General features: G+C 62.6%; 14 protein-coding genes and 2 tRNA genes. 2 read left to right on the forward strand and 14 right to left on the reverse strand.

Going from position 1 to position 16,448, the window contains the following annotated elements; genetic code table 11:
- Positions 1 to 2: 2 nt before the first annotated feature.
- The 3 genes from K3175_RS00005 to recJ form a co-directional block, all read right to left on the reverse strand.
- Positions 3 to 74, reverse strand: a tRNA-Glu gene (locus K3175_RS00005).
- A gap of 47 nt (positions 75 to 121) precedes the next feature.
- A tRNA-Glu gene (locus K3175_RS00010) sits at positions 122 to 196 on the reverse strand.
- A gap of 84 nt (positions 197 to 280) precedes the next feature.
- Entirely contained in the window at positions 281 to 2,065 is a 1,785-nt protein-coding gene (recJ, locus tag K3175_RS00015) for a single-stranded-DNA-specific exonuclease RecJ (protein WP_221541343.1), read from the reverse strand.
- An 83-nt stretch (positions 2,066 to 2,148) separates the two neighbouring features.
- Between recJ and K3175_RS00020 the strand changes: the two genes are divergently transcribed.
- Positions 2,149 to 2,634, forward strand: a complete 486-nt coding sequence (locus K3175_RS00020) for a flavodoxin family protein (RefSeq protein ID WP_221541344.1) — start codon at positions 2,149 to 2,151, stop codon at positions 2,632 to 2,634.
- Between the two features lie 28 nt (positions 2,635 to 2,662).
- Here the strand turns inward: K3175_RS00020 and K3175_RS00025 are convergent, their stop codons facing one another.
- The 10 genes from K3175_RS00025 to miaA all read right to left on the reverse strand — a co-directional run bounded on the left by K3175_RS00025 (position 2,663) and on the right by miaA (position 13,230).
- Positions 2,663 to 3,619: an NAD(P)H-dependent flavin oxidoreductase gene (locus K3175_RS00025; RefSeq protein WP_221541345.1), complete on the reverse strand. Its 957-nt coding sequence runs from the start codon at positions 3,617 to 3,619 to the stop codon at positions 2,663 to 2,665.
- 369 nt (positions 3,620 to 3,988) lie between these two features.
- On the reverse strand, positions 3,989 to 5,680 hold the full coding sequence (gene leuA, locus K3175_RS00030; RefSeq protein WP_221541346.1) for a 2-isopropylmalate synthase: 1,692 nt from the start codon (positions 5,678 to 5,680) through the stop codon (positions 3,989 to 3,991).
- A 178-nt stretch (positions 5,681 to 5,858) separates the two neighbouring features.
- A complete protein-coding gene (locus K3175_RS00035; protein WP_221541347.1) occupies positions 5,859 to 7,007 on the reverse strand; it encodes an alpha-hydroxy acid oxidase in 1,149 nt (382 codons plus the stop codon).
- On the reverse strand, positions 7,004 to 7,621 hold the full coding sequence (locus K3175_RS00040; RefSeq protein ID WP_221541348.1) for a DUF4329 domain-containing protein: 618 nt from the start codon (positions 7,619 to 7,621) through the stop codon (positions 7,004 to 7,006). Before K3175_RS00040 ends, K3175_RS00035 begins: the two co-directional genes overlap by 4 nt.
- 28 nt (positions 7,622 to 7,649) lie before the next feature.
- A complete protein-coding gene (locus K3175_RS00045) occupies positions 7,650 to 8,291 on the reverse strand; it encodes a YceI family protein (RefSeq protein ID WP_221541349.1) in 642 nt (213 codons plus the stop codon).
- Between the two features lie 258 nt (positions 8,292 to 8,549).
- Positions 8,550 to 9,584, reverse strand: coding sequence for a ketol-acid reductoisomerase (ilvC, locus tag K3175_RS00050; RefSeq protein ID WP_221541350.1), 1,035 nt, complete (start codon positions 9,582 to 9,584; stop codon positions 8,550 to 8,552).
- Between the two features lie 26 nt (positions 9,585 to 9,610).
- Positions 9,611 to 10,126: an acetolactate synthase small subunit gene (ilvN, locus tag K3175_RS00055; protein ID WP_221541351.1), complete on the reverse strand. Its 516-nt coding sequence runs from the start codon at positions 10,124 to 10,126 to the stop codon at positions 9,611 to 9,613.
- Positions 10,123 to 10,422, reverse strand: a complete 300-nt coding sequence (locus K3175_RS00060) for a hypothetical protein (protein ID WP_221541352.1) — start codon at positions 10,420 to 10,422, stop codon at positions 10,123 to 10,125. The genes ilvN and K3175_RS00060 overlap by 4 nt, the downstream gene beginning before the upstream one ends.
- On the reverse strand, positions 10,422 to 12,182 hold the full coding sequence (gene ilvB, locus K3175_RS00065) for a biosynthetic-type acetolactate synthase large subunit (RefSeq protein WP_221541353.1): 1,761 nt from the start codon (positions 12,180 to 12,182) through the stop codon (positions 10,422 to 10,424). The genes K3175_RS00060 and ilvB overlap by 1 nt, the downstream gene beginning before the upstream one ends.
- A gap of 94 nt (positions 12,183 to 12,276) precedes the next feature.
- Positions 12,277 to 13,230 carry a tRNA (adenosine(37)-N6)-dimethylallyltransferase MiaA gene (gene miaA, locus K3175_RS00070; RefSeq protein WP_221541354.1) on the reverse strand — a complete coding sequence of 318 codons (954 nt, stop codon included), beginning with the start codon at positions 13,228 to 13,230 and terminating at the stop codon, positions 12,277 to 12,279.
- Here miaA and serB point away from each other — a divergent pair.
- On the forward strand, positions 13,223 to 14,107 hold the full coding sequence (gene serB / locus K3175_RS00075) for a phosphoserine phosphatase SerB (RefSeq protein ID WP_221541355.1): 885 nt from the start codon (positions 13,223 to 13,225) through the stop codon (positions 14,105 to 14,107). The two genes, miaA and serB, sit on opposite strands and share 8 nt — an antisense overlap.
- 69 nt (positions 14,108 to 14,176) lie before the next feature.
- Here the strand turns inward: serB and purL are convergent, their stop codons facing one another.
- Positions 14,177 to 16,411 (reverse strand): phosphoribosylformylglycinamidine synthase subunit PurL, encoded by a 2,235-nt coding sequence (gene purL, locus K3175_RS00080; RefSeq protein ID WP_221541356.1) that lies wholly within the window; start codon positions 16,409 to 16,411, stop codon positions 14,177 to 14,179.
- Positions 16,412 to 16,448: the final 37 nt, after the last annotated feature.

Consider the following 16,448-nt stretch of genomic DNA (forward strand, 5'->3'; position numbering starts at 1 on the left):
GGTGACCCGTACGGGAATCGAACCCGTGTTTCAGCCGTGAAAGGGCCGCGTCCTAACCGCTAGACGAACGGGCCACATGAGTGGCGCTTTGCGCGGATTGCGTATGCAATAACGCCACCGATGGTGACCCGTACGGGAATCGAACCCGTGTTTCAGCCGTGAAAGGGCCGCGTCCTAACCGCTAGACGAACGGGCCACACCCCTTGCGGGGTCGGTGGCGTGGCGGCGCAATTAGGCGCGCCTGTCAAAACCGTCAACCCACAATCGGGTGTCTTTTCCATCAATCTGCAAAAGCTGCGTCTTCCAGATGGAGTTCCGCTTGTGGGCGGCTACCCCAGTCGTCGATTTTCACGCGCCCGGCGAGCCACAGACGCCGCCCCTTCGACGCATGAAGCAAAGCTTGGCCCATGTCGCTTTCCGCAGCGCGAAACGCGATTCCCTTGAAGCTCTTGCCGTCATCACCGCTGGCGATAAGGCGAACGTGGTCTGTGCCGACGATATCGCATTTTACCAAGCGGACGGGACCAACCGCGACGCGAGGTCCGGGCCAGCCGACACCGTAGGGGCCGCCTGCTTCGAGCGCTTCGACCAATTCGGGAGTGAGGCCACCGGGAGCGACGGCGAGATCGAGGAGCATCTCGCGATTCTCGCCAGCGCGGGAAACAGGGCCTTCGAGATGAGCGTCAATCCAGTCGGAGAATGCTTCAAGCCTGTCTTCTGCCACCGTCAGGCCGGCGGCCATCGCATGGCCACCGCCTTTTACCAGCAGACCCTCCTCACGCGCCCGGATGATTGCGGCACCGAGGTCAACGCCGGGAATCGAACGCCCTGAGCCCTTACCTTCGCCGTTTTCGTCAAGCGCGATCACGAGAGACGGCTTGCCAGTCTTCTCCTTTATCCTGCCGGCCACGATCCCGATCACGCCGGGATGCCATCCTCGGGCGAAAACGACGTGCACGGCGCGGTTGTGCTGGCTTGCAAGCTGGTCTTCGGCTTGCTGCTGCACGTCGGCCTCGATGGTCCGGCGATCCTCGTTCAACGAAGAGAGCTGGGCGGCGATCTGGCGCGCTTCTTCGCTGTCCTGCGTAGTCAGTAGCCGCACGCCAAGGGTCGATTCGCCGACCCTTCCGCCTGCGTTGATGCGGGGGCCGAGCGCAAAACCCAGGTCGGAGCAGGCCGGCGCGCGCTTCAGCCGGCTTGCGTCTATCAAGGCGGCCATGCCGATATTGTCGCGCCGAGCCATGATCTTGAGGCCCTGCGCGACGAAGGCGCGATTGAGCCCGTGCAGCGCCGCAACGTCCGCGACCGTGCCGAGGGCCACCACGTCAAGCAACGCCATGAGGTCCGGCTCCTTGCGGGCGGCAAAATAGCCCTGCTTGCGGAGGGTTCGCACCAAGGCGATGGCCAGCAGAAACGCGACGCCGACTGCCGCGAGATGGCCGTGTGATGCGGCAAGGTCGTTCTCGTCGAGACGATTGGGGTTCACCAGCGCGGCGGCAAAGGGAAGATCGGGCGAGCATTTGTGATGATCGACCACAATGACATCGACACCGGCCTCGCTCGCCATGGCGAGCGCTTCATGAGCCATCGCGCCGCAATCGACGGTCACGATCAGGCTGGAGCCGCTTTCGGCAAGCTTTACCAAGGCTTCCCCCGAAGGACCGTATCCTTCGAGCAGCCGGTCGGGGATGTAGTAATCGGCCTCGACGCCGAGGTCGCGTAGCAAGCGGATCAGCAGGGCTGAACTTGTGGCGCCATCGACGTCGTAATCGCCGTAAATGGTTATGCGTTCTTTGCCGAGGACCGCTTGGGCGATCCGGTCAGCGGCGACGTCCATATCCCTGAACTCCGAAGGGTCGGGCAGGAATTCGCGCAGAGTGGGTGTCAAATGGCGCGAAAGGTCCTCCGGCGCGACGCCGCGGGCCAGCAGTATCTGGCGTGCGATCGCCTCTCCGTCGCCGAAATGGCCTTGGCCCAAATCCATATTGCCGCCACGCCAGCGCCAGGCGCGGCCGGTGAGGGATTGGGAAACGCCGAAAACCTTGGGGAGGGCAGTGGTAGCCATGGCGTGGTTCATACTCTCTTGCGTGCTGGCACGGCAACCGTGCCTGCGTTGACAATCGACAGCGGTGCCCCGAATCTGTGCCCATGACAGACGGACATCTGCTGATCGCATGGCATGGGCGCACCGGCACCAGCGAAGCGCTTGCCGCGAGCGCTGCCGCAGGTGCTGCCGCCAATGGCTCTCTGCTCCCCGCCGCAGATGTCTCGCCCGATGACCTGCTGGCAGCGGCGGGCTATCTGTTCGTCTGCCCCGAGAACCTCGCCAGCATGAGCGGCGAGATGAAGGAGATGTTCGACCGCTGCTATTACCCGGTGCTGGGCAAGCTGAACGGCCGACCCTTCGCCACGATCATCGCCGCTGGAAGCGACGGCGAGGGCGCCCAGCGACAGATCGACCGCATCGCTAAGGGCTGGCGATTGAAGCGCGTGGCGGAACCGTGGATCGTCAACACCGAGGCGCAATCTCCAGAGGCGATCCTTGCGGCCAAGACGCTAGAACCCTCCACCCTGCAAACCGCCCGCGAGATGGGCGAAGCGCTGGCCGAAGGGATCGCGTCGGGGATGTTCTGACCCGGCGCGGCCCGGATCAGCCGGTCTTTTACGTCAGCGCGGCCTTGGCTGCTTCGTATTCGTGTTCCAGCCGCGCGACCATGTCCGACACGGGGCCGATGGTCTTGACCGTGCCGATGCCCTGACCCGAACCCCAGATGTCCTTCCACGCCTTGACCTTGGTATTGCCGCCGCTGCCGAAGTTCATCTTGCTCGGGTCGCTTTCGGGCAGGTTCTCAGGGTCCAGACCGGCATTCTCGATGCTCGAGCGCAGGTAGTTGCCATGCACGCCGGTGAAGAGGTTCGAATAGACGATCCCGTCCGCGCTGCCTTCCACGATGCCCTGCTTGTAGCCATCGACGGCATTGGCTTCCTCGGTCGCGATCCAGGGGGAACCGATATAGGCGAAATCCGCCCCCAGCGCCTGCGCGGCGAGGATCGAGCGGCCGTGGGCGATCGATCCTGACAGCGCCACCAATCCATCGAACCATTCGCGGATTTCCTGCATCAGGGCGAAGGGGCTCAGCGTGCCGGCATGTCCGCCCGCACCGGCGGCGACGGGGATGAGACCGTCCGCGCCTTTTTCGATCGCCTTATGGGCAAAGCGGTTGTTGATCACGTCATGCAGGGTGATCCCGCCCCAGCCACGCACGGCCTGGAAGATCTCTTCCCGCGCGCCGAGCGAGGTGATGATCAGCGGTACCTGCCATTTGGCACAGGTCGCCATGTCGGCTTCGATCCGGTCGTTCGAACGATGGACGATCTGGTTGACAGCGAAGGGTGCTGCCGGGCGATCGGGATTGTCGCGATTATGAGTGGACAGTTCTTCGGTGATCTGGTGCAGCCATTCGTCGAGCTGGCTCTGCGGCCGCGCATTCAGCGCCGGGAAGCTGCCGACGATACCCGCCTTGCACTGCGCGATTACCAGTTCCGGTCCGGAGACGATGAACAGCGGCGAACCTATCACTGGGATACGCAGTTTGTCGAAGGGGGCAGGTAGGGTCATTCGCTAGGGTTCCTCTTCCAGTTAGCGAAGTGCGTATTGCGTGCCATCGCACTTGTCGAGCGTGACGTTACGTAAACGTCAAGCGGGGGCGTTTAAGAGCTGGTCACGAAAGGAGAATCCTACAGGATGGAGCACATGGAGCACGGTCCAGGGCCAAAACAATTCACCCAGCAGAACCCGCAGATTTCTGCGGTCGGAGAGGTTAAATGGAGCAGGCATGGGGCAGCGCTATCAGCCAGGCTGAATGTAGGAAAGGGGTTGTCGCGGCTTGCAGGCGAAGGCCGGATCAGCCCACTCTTTAGGCCGTCCCAAACGCTCGCCGGCGATGCAGCGCAGGCTCCGTATCGGCCCCCCTGGCAGGTCCCGCGATCAGGCCGGGGACTTGCGCATGACAGCCGAATTCGCCGCCGACAGAACGGCGCGTACGCTGGCCGTGGCAACGTCTTCATCGATCCCCACGCCCCAGATAGTCTGACCATCGGGCGTCCGGCATTCCAGATAAGCGGCAGCGCGGCTGTCACGCCCCGTGGTCAGCGCATGCTCCGTATAGTCGATCACTTCGAGGCTCAGCCCGAATGCATCCTCGATCGTGGCGAGGACAGAGGAAATCAGACCGTTGCCGCGACCGGATACGGTCTGCTCCTGGCCCTCGACCTCGATCGTTCCGCTGAACAGCCGGGTGCCGTCCGTGGCGCGGCGTTCCTCGTAATCGACCAGCTGGAAATGCTTCGGCGCTGTCTGCACGTGATAGGCCTGCTTGAAGCTTTCCCAGATGTCGTCTGCCGTCAGCTCGCGGCTCAGTTCGTCCGCCACCCGCTGGACATGCGGGCTGAAATCGGCCTGCATCTTCTTGGGCAGCCTGAGGCCCTGCGTCTGCTCCAGGATCCAGGCGAAGCCGCCCTTGCCGGACTGCGAATTGACGCGGATGACTGCTTCGTAGCTGCGGCCCAGATCGGCCGGGTCGATGGGGAGGTAAGGCACGCGCCAGTGCGGATCGTTCTGCACCTGATGCGCCGCGAACCCCTTCTTGATCGCATCCTGATGGCTGCCGGAAAAGGCGGTGTAGACCAGTTCGCCGCCATAGGGATGGCGCTGGTGCACGGGCAGTTCGTTGCAATATTCGACCGTCTCGATCACCCGGTCGATGTCCGAAAAGTCCAGCTGCGGATCGACGCCTTGCGTGTACATGTTGAGCGCCATGGTCACGAGGCAGCAATTGCCCGTGCGCTCACCATTGCCGAACAGGCACCCTTCCACGCGATCGGCACCGGCCATCAGTGCCAGTTCCGCCGCCGCAACGCCTGTACCGCGGTCGTTATGCGTGTGCAGGCTGATGACCGCGCTTTCGCGGTTGGGCAGGTTGCGAATGAAATATTCGACCTGGTCTGCATAGATATTGGGTGTGGCCGCTTCCACTGTGGCGGGCAGGTTCAGGATGATCGGATGTTCGGGCGTGGGCACGAGCACCCCCATCACCGCTTCGCAGACCTCGAGGCTGAAATCGAGTTCGGCGGTGGAGAAGGTTTCCGGGCTGTACTGGAAGTGCCAGTCCGTATCAGGCTGCTTCGCCGCTTCATCGCGCATGATTTTGGCGCCTTGGACCGCGATGTCACGCACCTGGTCCTTCGTCATGCCGAAGACCACTTCGCGCCAGGCGGGGCTGACGGCATTGTAAAGATGGACGATTGCTGCACGCGCGCCCGTCAGGCTGGCGAAGCTGGTGCGGATCAGATCTTCTCGGCTTTGCGTGAGAACCTGCACCAGCACGTCGTCAGGGATGCGGCCCGACTGGACGAGGCCCGAAATGAAATCGAATTCGGTTGCGCCAGCGCTGGGAAAGCCGACCTCGATTTCCTTCACGCCGACATCAACCAGCAGGTCGAAGAAGCGGTTCTTCTTATGCGCGTCCATCGGGTCGACGATGGCCTGATTGCCGTCACGAAGATCGGTCGACAGCCAGCGCGGCGGCGCGGTGATGGTGCGCGAGGGCCATTGCCGATCCGCCAGCGGGACCTGCGGAAAGGGCGAATATTTGACGCTCGGGTCGGTGAGCATGGGCATTGGGGAGTACTCGTGTCGGTTAAAGCTGCGGTCTGATCTGCCCTTGGGTGCGCGGCGCACCTACATGGCACGCACGGATCACGCCCAAGGGCGGCTAAGTCGCAGAATAAGTCCGATACGGTTCATCGGCTGGTGCATTGCGTATTATTGCCTCCAGTTCAACCGTTACTTTGCATAATCATCGCAGCCTGACCCTTTCGCGGCTCAATTGTTGCACGCTGATGACGCCCATCAGGCGCATGGCCCGCTCGATCTCTTCCTTCAGGATTTGCAGCGCGCGCTCCACGCCCTCCTGTCCCGCGGCGGCGAGGGCATAGAGATAGAGGCGTCCGCCCGATGCAGCAGTGGCGCCCATGGCAAGGCTCTTCAGGACATGCGTTCCGCGCCTAACGCCGCCATCGAGAATAATCTCTATCTCGCCCCCGACCGCGTCGACGATTTCCTCGAGCTGGTCGAAGGGCGCGCGGCTGCCGTCGAGCTGGCGGCCGCCGTGGTTGGAAATCCAGATGGCATCCGCCCCGATTTCGACCGCGCGGCGGGCGTCCGCCACGCTCATGATGCCCTTGAGCGCGAAAGTCCCGCCCCAGTCCTGCCGAATGCGGGCGGCGGTGTCCCAATCCATGCCGGTGTCGAGCATGGTGTTGAAGTAATCCTGGATGCTCACCGCCTTGCCGCTGCCTTCGCTGACATGGCCATCGAGATTGGGCAGGCGAAACTTCGGCCCGAAGACATAATCCAGCGTCCAGCGCGGGCGGGTGGCATAGCTCCACAGCGAACTGGCGGAAAAGCGGGGCGGGGTGGTGAAGCCCGACCGCAGGCAGCGTTCGCGCTTGCCCGATACGATGGTGTCCACGGTCAGCGCCAGCGCATCGAAACCGGCGGCCTTGCAGCGTTCGATCATGCTGGCATTGAGGCGCTTGTCCTTGTGGACATACAGCTGGAACAGCTTGGGCGCGTCGGTCAGCGCGGCGATGTCCTCGATCGAATGGGTGGCGAGGCTGGAGATGCCGAACCAGACGCCGAATTTCGATGCGGCCCGGGCCACGGCGCGTTCGCCATCCCGGTGGAAGGCGCGTTGCAGGGCCGTGGGGCTGAGCATCAGCGGCAATTCGCTGCGGCGGCCCATGATCGTGCAGCCCGTGTCGATCCTCTCCACGCCCGCCAGCACATCGGGAACGAGATCGACTTCGTCGAAAGCGGCGGTGTTGCGGCCCTTGGTCAGCTCGTCATCCGCTGCGCCGTCGATATAGTCGAAGACCGGCCACGGCAGTCGCCGTTTCGCCAATTGGCGAAAATCGTGGATGTTATGGCAGTCGGACAGTCTCACTCCGGCTGGGTGCCGTAGGCCCCGCGTGCTTGCAAGTCAGCGATAGTGAAGGTGAGGGCAAGGTCTTCTTTCGGCGCCGCGACATAGCGCCGGTCCTGCGCCAGGCAGCCTTCGCCGCACAGCTGCGTGGAGGTGCCTTCCTGCCAGTCATTATACCACAGGCGCCCGCCGGGAGTGGACACGAAGCCGCCGATCCGTGCATCCACATCGTTGGCGAGATCTTCCACCGAAGGCACTTCGCTGTCGTAATCGAAATCATATCCGCCGTGGGTGTGGAAGCTGGCGACGACATGGTTGCCGAGCGGCAGGCCCCAGTCGAATTCGCATTCCGCCCGTTCGCCTTCGTAAATTTCGGAAGTGTGCAGCGCCCCGGCCTCGTCTTCATAGATGACACCGCAATATTCCTGATTGCGCGCGATGGACTGCTCCTGCAGTCCGGACAGCGTGTCACGGGCGTAGCGCTGTATCTCGGGGAGGCTGGATTGCGGCTGAAAGGCAGGCGAACGGTCGCGGGCAAGCAGGCTGAACACGACGGCCGTGAAGGCCACCGCGCACAGAAAATAGATCAGCCTGGTTCGATACTCGTCCCCCATCGGCACGGCAGATGCCGCCATGCCGATGGGAAGTCGAGATTAAAGTGGCTTACTGCTGGCGTTCGAACGCCGCGCTGATTTCGAGGTCGACTTCGCTGCCGACCATCGGAGCGGCATAGTCGACACCCCACTGCGTGCGGTCGATCGTGGTGCGGGCTTGGAAACCGACCGTGGGCGCCTTGCTCATCGGGTTTTCGCCCGCGCCGGTGAAATCTACGAGCATGGTGACCGGGCCCGTCTGGCCGTTCATGGTCAGCTGTCCGGAAACGACTGCGCTGGTGTCGCCGGTGCGGCGGACCGAGGTGGAGACAAACCGTGCAGGCTCGGGATTGGCGCCGAAGAAGTCGGGATCGCCGCCGTCCTTGCCGGGACGCAGCAGGTGATCGCGCAGGCCTTCGCTGGCCACCGAGACGCTGGTAATCGGCACGGTGATGTCGAATTCGGTGGCGGAAATATTCGCCGGATCGAGCGTCATGGTGCCTTCGATATCGCCGAACAGGCCGAAGTAATCGTTGAAGCCGAAGTGATTGACCTGCCAGCTCACGAGCGTGTGCGACGGATCGAGCTGATAGGTGCCTCCGGCAACGCGCGAGGGATCCATCTGCCCCGGGATGCTTGCGTTCTGGGCCGACAGGAAGGCGGCGGGGGCGGCTAGCGTGCAGGCAGCGGCGGCGATTACGAGTTTTTTCATTGCGTCTTCTCCTCAGGAGAGTCGGTTGGTGTCTGATCCCGGCCGAATTGGCTTGGGACGATTATCCTTGCCCCGGTCCGCCGCAATGCTGCGACGGTCCATCCTGCGGCCCCTTGTGGCGATGACGGGCGGATAAATCCAGCTATCGGTTCGCGCCGAAGACAAATTCGCATCAGACCCGCTCGGCAATGAAGACGTGGTGGTCGCGCCCTGTTTGCATCCTTTCCCTAAGGATAGCGATCGGGCGCGACCCAGGGGTCAGTTCTTGTCCTTGTCGACCAGCTTGTTGGCGCCGATCCAGGGCATCATGGCGCGAAGCTGGGCGCCGGTCTTTTCGATCGGATGCGCGGCGGCGGCCTTCCGGCTGGCCTTCAGTTCGGGCTGGCCTGCCTGATTGTCGAGCACGAAATCCTTCACGAAGCGGCCCGACTGGATGTCCTTGAGCACGCGGCCCATTTCGGCCTTGGTTTCTTCGGTGATGATCCGCGGCCCAGTCTTGATGTCGCCGTATTCGGCGGTGTTCGAGATCGAATAACGCATGTTGGCGATCCCGCCTTCATAGAGCAGGTCGACGATCAGCTTGGTTTCGTGAAGGCATTCGAAATAGGCCATTTCCGGCGCGTAACCGGCCTCTACCAGCGTTTCGAACCCTGCCTGGATGAGATGGGTGATCCCGCCGCACAGCACCGCTTGCTCGCCGAAGAGGTCGGTTTCGCACTCTTCCTTGAAATCGGTTTCGATGATGCCGCTGCGCCCGCCGCCGACAGCGCTCGCATAGGAGAGCGCGAGCTGCTTGGCGAAGCCATTGCCGCCCGACTGGCTCGATTCCTGATGGACCGCGATGAGGCAGGGCACGCCGCCGCCCTTGATATACTCGCCGCGCACCGTGTGGCCTGGGCCCTTGGGCGCGATCATGATCACGTCGACATCGGCGGGCGGGTCGATCAGGCCGAAGTGGATGTTGAGGCCATGCGCGAAGGCCAGCGCGCTGCCGGGCTTCATCTTGCCCGTGACTTCATCGGCATAGATTGCCGCCTGATGCTCGTCGGGCGCGAGGATCATCAGCACGTCCGCCCACTTTGCCGCTTCGGCAACGGTCTTCACGGTGAAGCCGGCCCCTTCGGCTTTCTTCACCGTGGCCGAGCCTTCGCGCAGCGCGATGACGACCTCGCCAACCCCGCTGTCGCGCAGGTTCTGCGCATGGGCGTGGCCCTGGCTGCCATAACCGACGATGGCGACCTTCTTGTCCTTGATCAGCTGCTGGTCGCAATCGGCATCGTAATAGACTTGCATTGTATTCCTCACTTGTTCCGCGGCCACTATTCAGCAGATGGCCCGCGCATCATTCCCACGATCCCCGAGCGGCCAACCTCGACGAGGCCGAGTTCGCGCATCAGGGTGATGAAACTGTCCACCTTGTCGGGCGAGCCGGTCAGCTCGAAGACGAAGCTTTGGGTGGTGGTGTCGACGACATTGGCGCGGAACAGTTCGGCAATCCGCAGCGCCTCGACGCGCGCGTCGCCTTTTCCGGCCACCTTCACCAGCGCCAGCTCGCGTTCGACATGCGCGCCGCTTTCGGTAAGGTCGATCACGCGGTGGACCGGCACGAGACGCTCGAGCTGCGCGCGGATCTGGTCGATGACCGGCTCGGGTCCGCGGGTGACCACGGTGATGCGGCTGATGGCGTGGTCTTCGGAGATGTCGGCCACAGTCAGGCTGTCGATATTGTAACCGCGTGCAGTGAAGAGGCCGGATATCTTCGCGAGGATGCCCGCCTCGTTATCGACGATCACGTTCAGCACGTGCCGTTCGGAGGACTGCTCGGCGATTCTCATTCGCCGCGGTCCTGCCACACGGGCGCAAACATGCGGCCGGAGCCGTCATATTCGGCGATGAACTGGCGGCCGCGCCGTACGGCCTCGAAATTCTCCGTCTGGCGGCCTAGGTCCAGGCCCTCGTCGATCAGCAGCCAGCTATCGTCGGACTGCTCCTGCGCCACGTCGACGCCCAGAAAGCGCTGGCCGGTCTCTTCGATCCAGTCGAGCAGCTGTTCGGCATTTTCGCGGGTGTACCAGTTACGTCGCTGCGCCTTGGCGGCCAGCGCCGCCGGAAGTTCTTTCGAGATAACCATTATACAAGTGCCTTCGCTTCGTCGTCCATCGTGCCGCCGACCTTGTCGCCGTAGAGCAGCATGTCGGTGTGCGCCGCGCCGCTGGGGATCATCGGGAAGCAATTGGCTTCCTTGGCCACCATGCAATCGACAATCACCGGACCGTCATGCGCCAGCATGGCCTCGATACCTGCGTCGAGCTCGCTTTCATCCTCGATGCGGATGCCTTTCCAGCCATAGGCTTCGGCAAGTTTCACGAAATCGGGCAGGCTGTCCGAATAGCTGTTCGAATAGCGGCTTTCATAGGTCAGCTCCTGCCACTGGCGGACCATGCCCATATATTCGTTGTTGAGGATAAAGATCTTCACCGGCAGCCGGAACTGGCTCGCCGTGCCGAGCTCCTGAATATTCATTTGGATGCTGGCCTCTCCGGCGATGTCGATCACCAGCGCATCAGGGTTGCCGAGCTGGGCGCCGATGGCTGCGGGCAGTCCGTAGCCCATCGTGCCGAGGCCGCCGCTGGTGAGCCATTTGTTCGGTCTCATGAAGCCGAAATACTGAGCTGCCCACATCTGGTGCTGGCCGACCTCGGTGGTGATGATCGGATCGCGATCCTTCGTCAGGGCAAAGAGCCGCTCAATGCTCTTCTGCGGCATAATGAGGTCCGATTTTTCCGGATAGGCGAGACAGTCGCGTGCCTTCCAGCCCAGAACACGCGCCTTCCATTCGGACAGATCCCGGCCTTTGCGGTTGCCCCAGCCTTCCAGCAACTGTTCGAGCACGTGCCCACAGTCACCCACGATGCCGAGATCCACCGGCACGATCTTGTTGATCTGCGCCCGGTCGATATCGATGTGGATTTTCTTGGCCTCGGGAGCGAAGGCATCGAGCCGTCCAGTGACGCGATCATCGAAGCGCGAGCCGACCGCGATGATGAGATCGGCGCGATTCATCGCCATATTGGCTTCGTAAGTGCCATGCATGCCAAGCATGCCAAGCCAGTCCGGATGGTCGGCCGGGAAGGCCCCCAAACCCATCAGCGTGCTGGTAACCGGCGCGCCTGTCTTGTGCTGCAATTGCCGCAGCAGTTCGGAGGCGCGCGGCCCTGCGTTGATAGCGCCGCCACCGGTATAGAAGATCGGGCGTTCAGCCGCCGCCAGCATATCGACCGCCTCGGCGATTTCGTCCGCTGCGCCAACCATCCGCGGCTGATACCGATGCGAGGGAAGGGGCGCGGAATCCTGCTCTCCCCATTCGGCGAGCGCGATCTGCACGTCCTTCGGAATGTCGACCACCACTGGCCCAGGCCGCCCAGTCGTCGCGATCCGAAAGGCTTCCTCAATCGTGGAGCGGAGTTTGGCCGGATCCTTAACGAGATAATTATGCTTGGAGCAGTGGCGGGTTAGCCCGACCGTATCGGCTTCCTGGAAAGCGTCGGTCCCGATCAGACCTGTCGGAACCTGCCCGGTGATCACGACCATGGGAATGGAATCCATATAGGCATCGGCAATGCCGGTCACCGCATTGGTGGCGCCCGGACCGCTGGTCACCAGAACCACGCCGGGCTTTCCGGTCGAGCGGGCATAGCCTTCGGCCGCATGAGCCGCGCCGGCTTCGTGCCGGACGAGGATGTGCCGAATGCCGCCGTCTGCTTCGCCTTCTGCGAAGAGTTCGTCGTAGATCGGCAGTACCGCGCCGCCAGGATAGCCGAACACGAATTCGACACCTTGCCGCTTGAGGCACTCGATCAATATGGCAGCTCCGCTGCGCTCGTCAGACACGTTTTCCTCCGCTCAAATCGCAAGTCGGCCCGGCGCTTGGGGTCGTAGCGCCGGGCCAACAGGACCTCTCGTATGGGAAACGAAAGTACTGCTGTCAACTCAGCTGACGCAACAATGATACAAAAATATCGTATTCTTCGATAGATTTGTTATCAGCGCGCGTCCACGATCCCGGTGGCTGATGCCTGAACCACGTATATTGCCGCTTGGCGTACTGTCGTGTGGCGCGCTGGCCAGAGACGATGGCTTGATCCCGCGATAGATCGCCTTGCACCAGCCCCGCTATTTCCGGGACACCGATGGCCCGCATGACTGGCAGCGAAGGGTCGAGCCTCCGTGCCAGCAGCGCTTCGACCTCTCCGATCGCACCGCCTTCCAGCATTAAAATGAAACGGCGATCGCAGCGCTCGTACAGCCACTCGCGTTCCGGCAGGAGGAGCAGGGGATAGAGAGAGACTTCGTCGCCGATCCCGCCGGTCTTGCGATCTTGCCAAGCCCTGAGTGTCCGGCCGCTGGATCGCACGACCTCCAGAGCGCGCATGGTTCGCGCGACGTCTGCCGGAGCGAGCCGGGCCGCCGCCTCTGGGTCCTCGATTTCAAGTGCCGCGCGGGCCTCGGCTTGATCCAACGCGCGGACATCGGCACGGATCCGAGGATCGATTTCGGGGACCGGGGCAATCCCTTCGAGCAGTGTACGCATGTAAAGACCGGTCCCGCCGCACAGGATCGGTACTGCGCCTTCGGACTGAAGCCGGGCGATTTCACGCTTGGCCGCTGCGGCCCAATTCGCCGCGGAGCAGGGCGTGGCCCCGTCCCATGCTCCGAAAAGACGATGTTCGATCCCGCCCATTTCTTCAACGCTCGGACGGGCCGAAAGCACATGCAGGTCGGAATAGACCTGGGCACTGTCAGCATTGATCACGACCGCCCGCTTTCCCTGCGCTTCGATCCGCTTTCCCAAGCTTACAGCCAGATCGCTCTTGCCGCTGGCGGTCGGCCCTGCAATGAGCGCAAGTGGAGGCAAAACAGGGGAATTCTCTATGCTCATCGCCCGGCTGATAGCAGAGGCGACCAGTCTGGAAACCCGGCTCGATGCAGCGAGCGAAACGCTGGCGTCTGCAGGCATGCCGGTGGCCGAAGCGTCGATGCTCGATTTCTGCGGCGATGTACTGCAGATCGCGCTTCCCCATGGTGATACGAAGCGGGTTGCGGCCACGCTGCAAGAGCATTTCGGCGAATGCGACATGCTGGTGGTCGATCACGCAATCGAGATTCCGCGCCTGTTCGTTTCCGACATGGATTCGACCATGATCGGGCAAGAATGCATCGACGAATTGGCCGATTTCGCCGGTATCAAGGACAAGGTGGCCGACATTACCGAGCGGGCGATGCGGGGAGAGCTCGAATTCGAGACCGCGCTACGCGAGCGTGTAGGACTGCTCGAGGGGCTGGGCGAAAGGGCGATCGACAATTGCCTGGCAGAACGGATCACTCCCGTGGCCGGCGCTCGCGCGCTGGTCCAAACCCTTGCTTCGAAGGGCTGCCGCAGTGTTCTCGTGACCGGGGGATTCCATCATTTCGCCGACAGGATCGGCCAGCAGCTCGGTTTCGAACGGGTCGTCGGCAATCGCCTTGCGGTTCACGCGGGCGTGTTGACCGGCAAGCTGGCGGGCCCGATCAGCGATGCCTCGACCAAGCTGGCGACGCTTGAGGAAGAGCGCGGAACCTTGGGTGAGGGGGCGCGTGTTCTTGCCACGGGAGACGGTGCGAACGACATCCCGATGATCGAAGCGGCCGATTACGGCATTGCCTATCGGGCCAAGCCGAAGGCACGCGAAGCGGCGAACGGCAGGATTTCAAGCGAGAACCTGACAGTAATCCTCAAGCTCTTTGGCATTCCAGAGAGCGAGTGGGTACAGGGCTAACCCAAATTCGAACCGAGCCGAACGATTGCTGTTCCTCGATGCTCCAGGCAGCAGGGAACAGCAATCCGATCAGGCATCCATCCATTCGTCGAAGAACGAACGATGTGCGGCGCGCATCTCGTCTATCGATTTGCCGAACAGGGTGGTTCCGCCTGTCTTGCCGATGCGGCGGAACCCGATGGATGCGGTTTCATCGTTCTCCGTCCCGCTGGCGAGCGCTTCGTTAAGCGCCTGAGCATCGGGAACAGTCACGATGTAGCGGCCCTGATCTTCGCCAAACCACCACTGCGCCTGCGTGTAATCTTCATGCCATTCGACATCGGCACCGATGCCGCCAGCCATCGCCATTTCCGCCAACGCCACTGCCAAGCCGCCATCGGACACGTCGTGAACCGCGCTTACGAGGCCATCGGCAATAAGCTGCAGCACGATCTTGCCGGCATTCTTTTCCACCGTGAGATCGGTGGGCGGCGTGCGCCCTTCGTCGCGGCCGTGGATTTCGCTCAGCCATAGCGACTTGCCGAGATGGGAGCGTTCCGGGTCCGGAGTGGCCCAATGTTCGGCGCGGATCAGATAGATCGCCTCGCCCTCTGCCTTGAACGGCATGGTCATCATGCGATCATAGTCGTCGATGATCCCGACACCGCCGATCGCCGGGGTGGGCAGGATCGCGCTGCCGCCGCCGGTCGCCTTGCTTTCGTTATAGAGGCTGACGTTGCCGCTCACGATCGGGAAGTCGAGGACGCGGCAGGCGCGGCCCATGCCTTCCAGCGCGTGGACAAACTGGCTCATAATTTCGGGCCGCTGCGGATTCCCGAAGTTGAGGCAATTGGTCACCGCCAGCGGACGTGCGCCTACTGCGCAAAGGTTGCGATAGGCTTCGGCAATCGCCTGCTTGCCGCCTTCATACGGATCGGCATGGACATAGCGCGGCGTGCAGTCGGTGCTGATTGCCAGCGCTTTCTTCGTCCCGTGAACGCGGACCACGCCCGCGTCGCCGCCGGTCTGCAGCGTGTCCGCGCCAACCTGGCTGTCATACTGCTCGGAAATCCACCGCCGCGAGGACAGGTTCGGCGATGCAAGCAGCTTCATCAGATCGCCGCCGACGTCATTAGTGTCAGGACGCTCGGCCATCGGCTTGATGCCGGCCCAGGCGGTGTATTCTTCCTTCGAGAGATAGGGTCGATCGTATTCCGGAGCATCTGCGGCAAGGGGGCCCAGAGGAATGTCGCAGACCACTTCGCCGCCGAATTCCAGCACCATGTGCTGCGTGTCGGTGACTTCGCCGATGACGGCGAAATCCAGTTCCCATTTTTCGAAAATGGCCGCGGCCATCTTTTCCTTGCCGGGCTTCAGCACCATGAGCATGCGCTCCTGGCTTTCGCTCAGCATCATTTCATAGGGCGTCATGCCTTCTTCGCGGCATGGGACCTTGTCCATGTCGAGGCGGATGCCGGCCTTGCCGTTGGTTGCCATCTCGACACTCGAGGAGGTGAGGCCCGCCGCGCCCATATCCTGGATTGCGACGATGGCGTCGGTCGCCATCAGTTCAAGGCAGGCTTCGATCAGCAGCTTTTCGGTGAAAGGGTCGCCGACCTGCACCGTGGGGCGCTTGGCCTCCGCGTCTTCCTCGAAATCGGCACTGGCCATTGTCGCGCCATGGATCCCGTCGCGGCCCGTCTTAGAGCCGACATAGACGATCGGGTTTCCGACGCCCGTTGCTGCGCTGTAGAAAATCTTGTCCGCATCGGCGACGCCGACGGTCATCGCGTTAACGAGGATATTTCCGTCATAGGCCGGGTGAAAATTGGTCTCGCCAGCCACCGTTGGTACGCCGACGCAATTGCCATAGCCGCCGATTCCCGCGACCACGCCCTGCACGAGGTGCTTCATCTTCGGATGGTCGGGGCGGCCGAACCGCAGCGCATTGGCATTGGCCACCGGCCGCGCGCCCATGGTGAACACGTCGCGCAGGATGCCGCCGACCCCGGTAGCCGCGCCCTGATAGGGTTCGATGTAGGAGGGGTGGTTGTGGCTCTCCATCTTGAAGATCGCCGCCTGGCCGTCACCGATATCGATCACGCCGGCATTCTCGCCGGGGCCGCAGATCACCCAGGGCGCCTCGGTCGGCAGCTTCTTCAGATGGAGGCGGGAAGATTTGTAGGAGCAATGTTCGCTCCACATGACCGAAAAGATGCCCAGTTCAACCAGATTGGGCTCACGGCCCAGCGCATTCAGCACGCACTCGTATTCGTCTTCGGATAGGCCATGCTGGGCAACGATGTCGGGAGTGATTTCGCTCATGGATCGCGCCTTTAAAGGGGCAGGCGCGAAGGCGCAA

This window comes from Qipengyuania aestuarii (assembly GCF_019711535.1).
GTDB classification, from domain to species: Bacteria; Pseudomonadota; Alphaproteobacteria; order Sphingomonadales; family Sphingomonadaceae; genus Qipengyuania; species Qipengyuania aestuarii.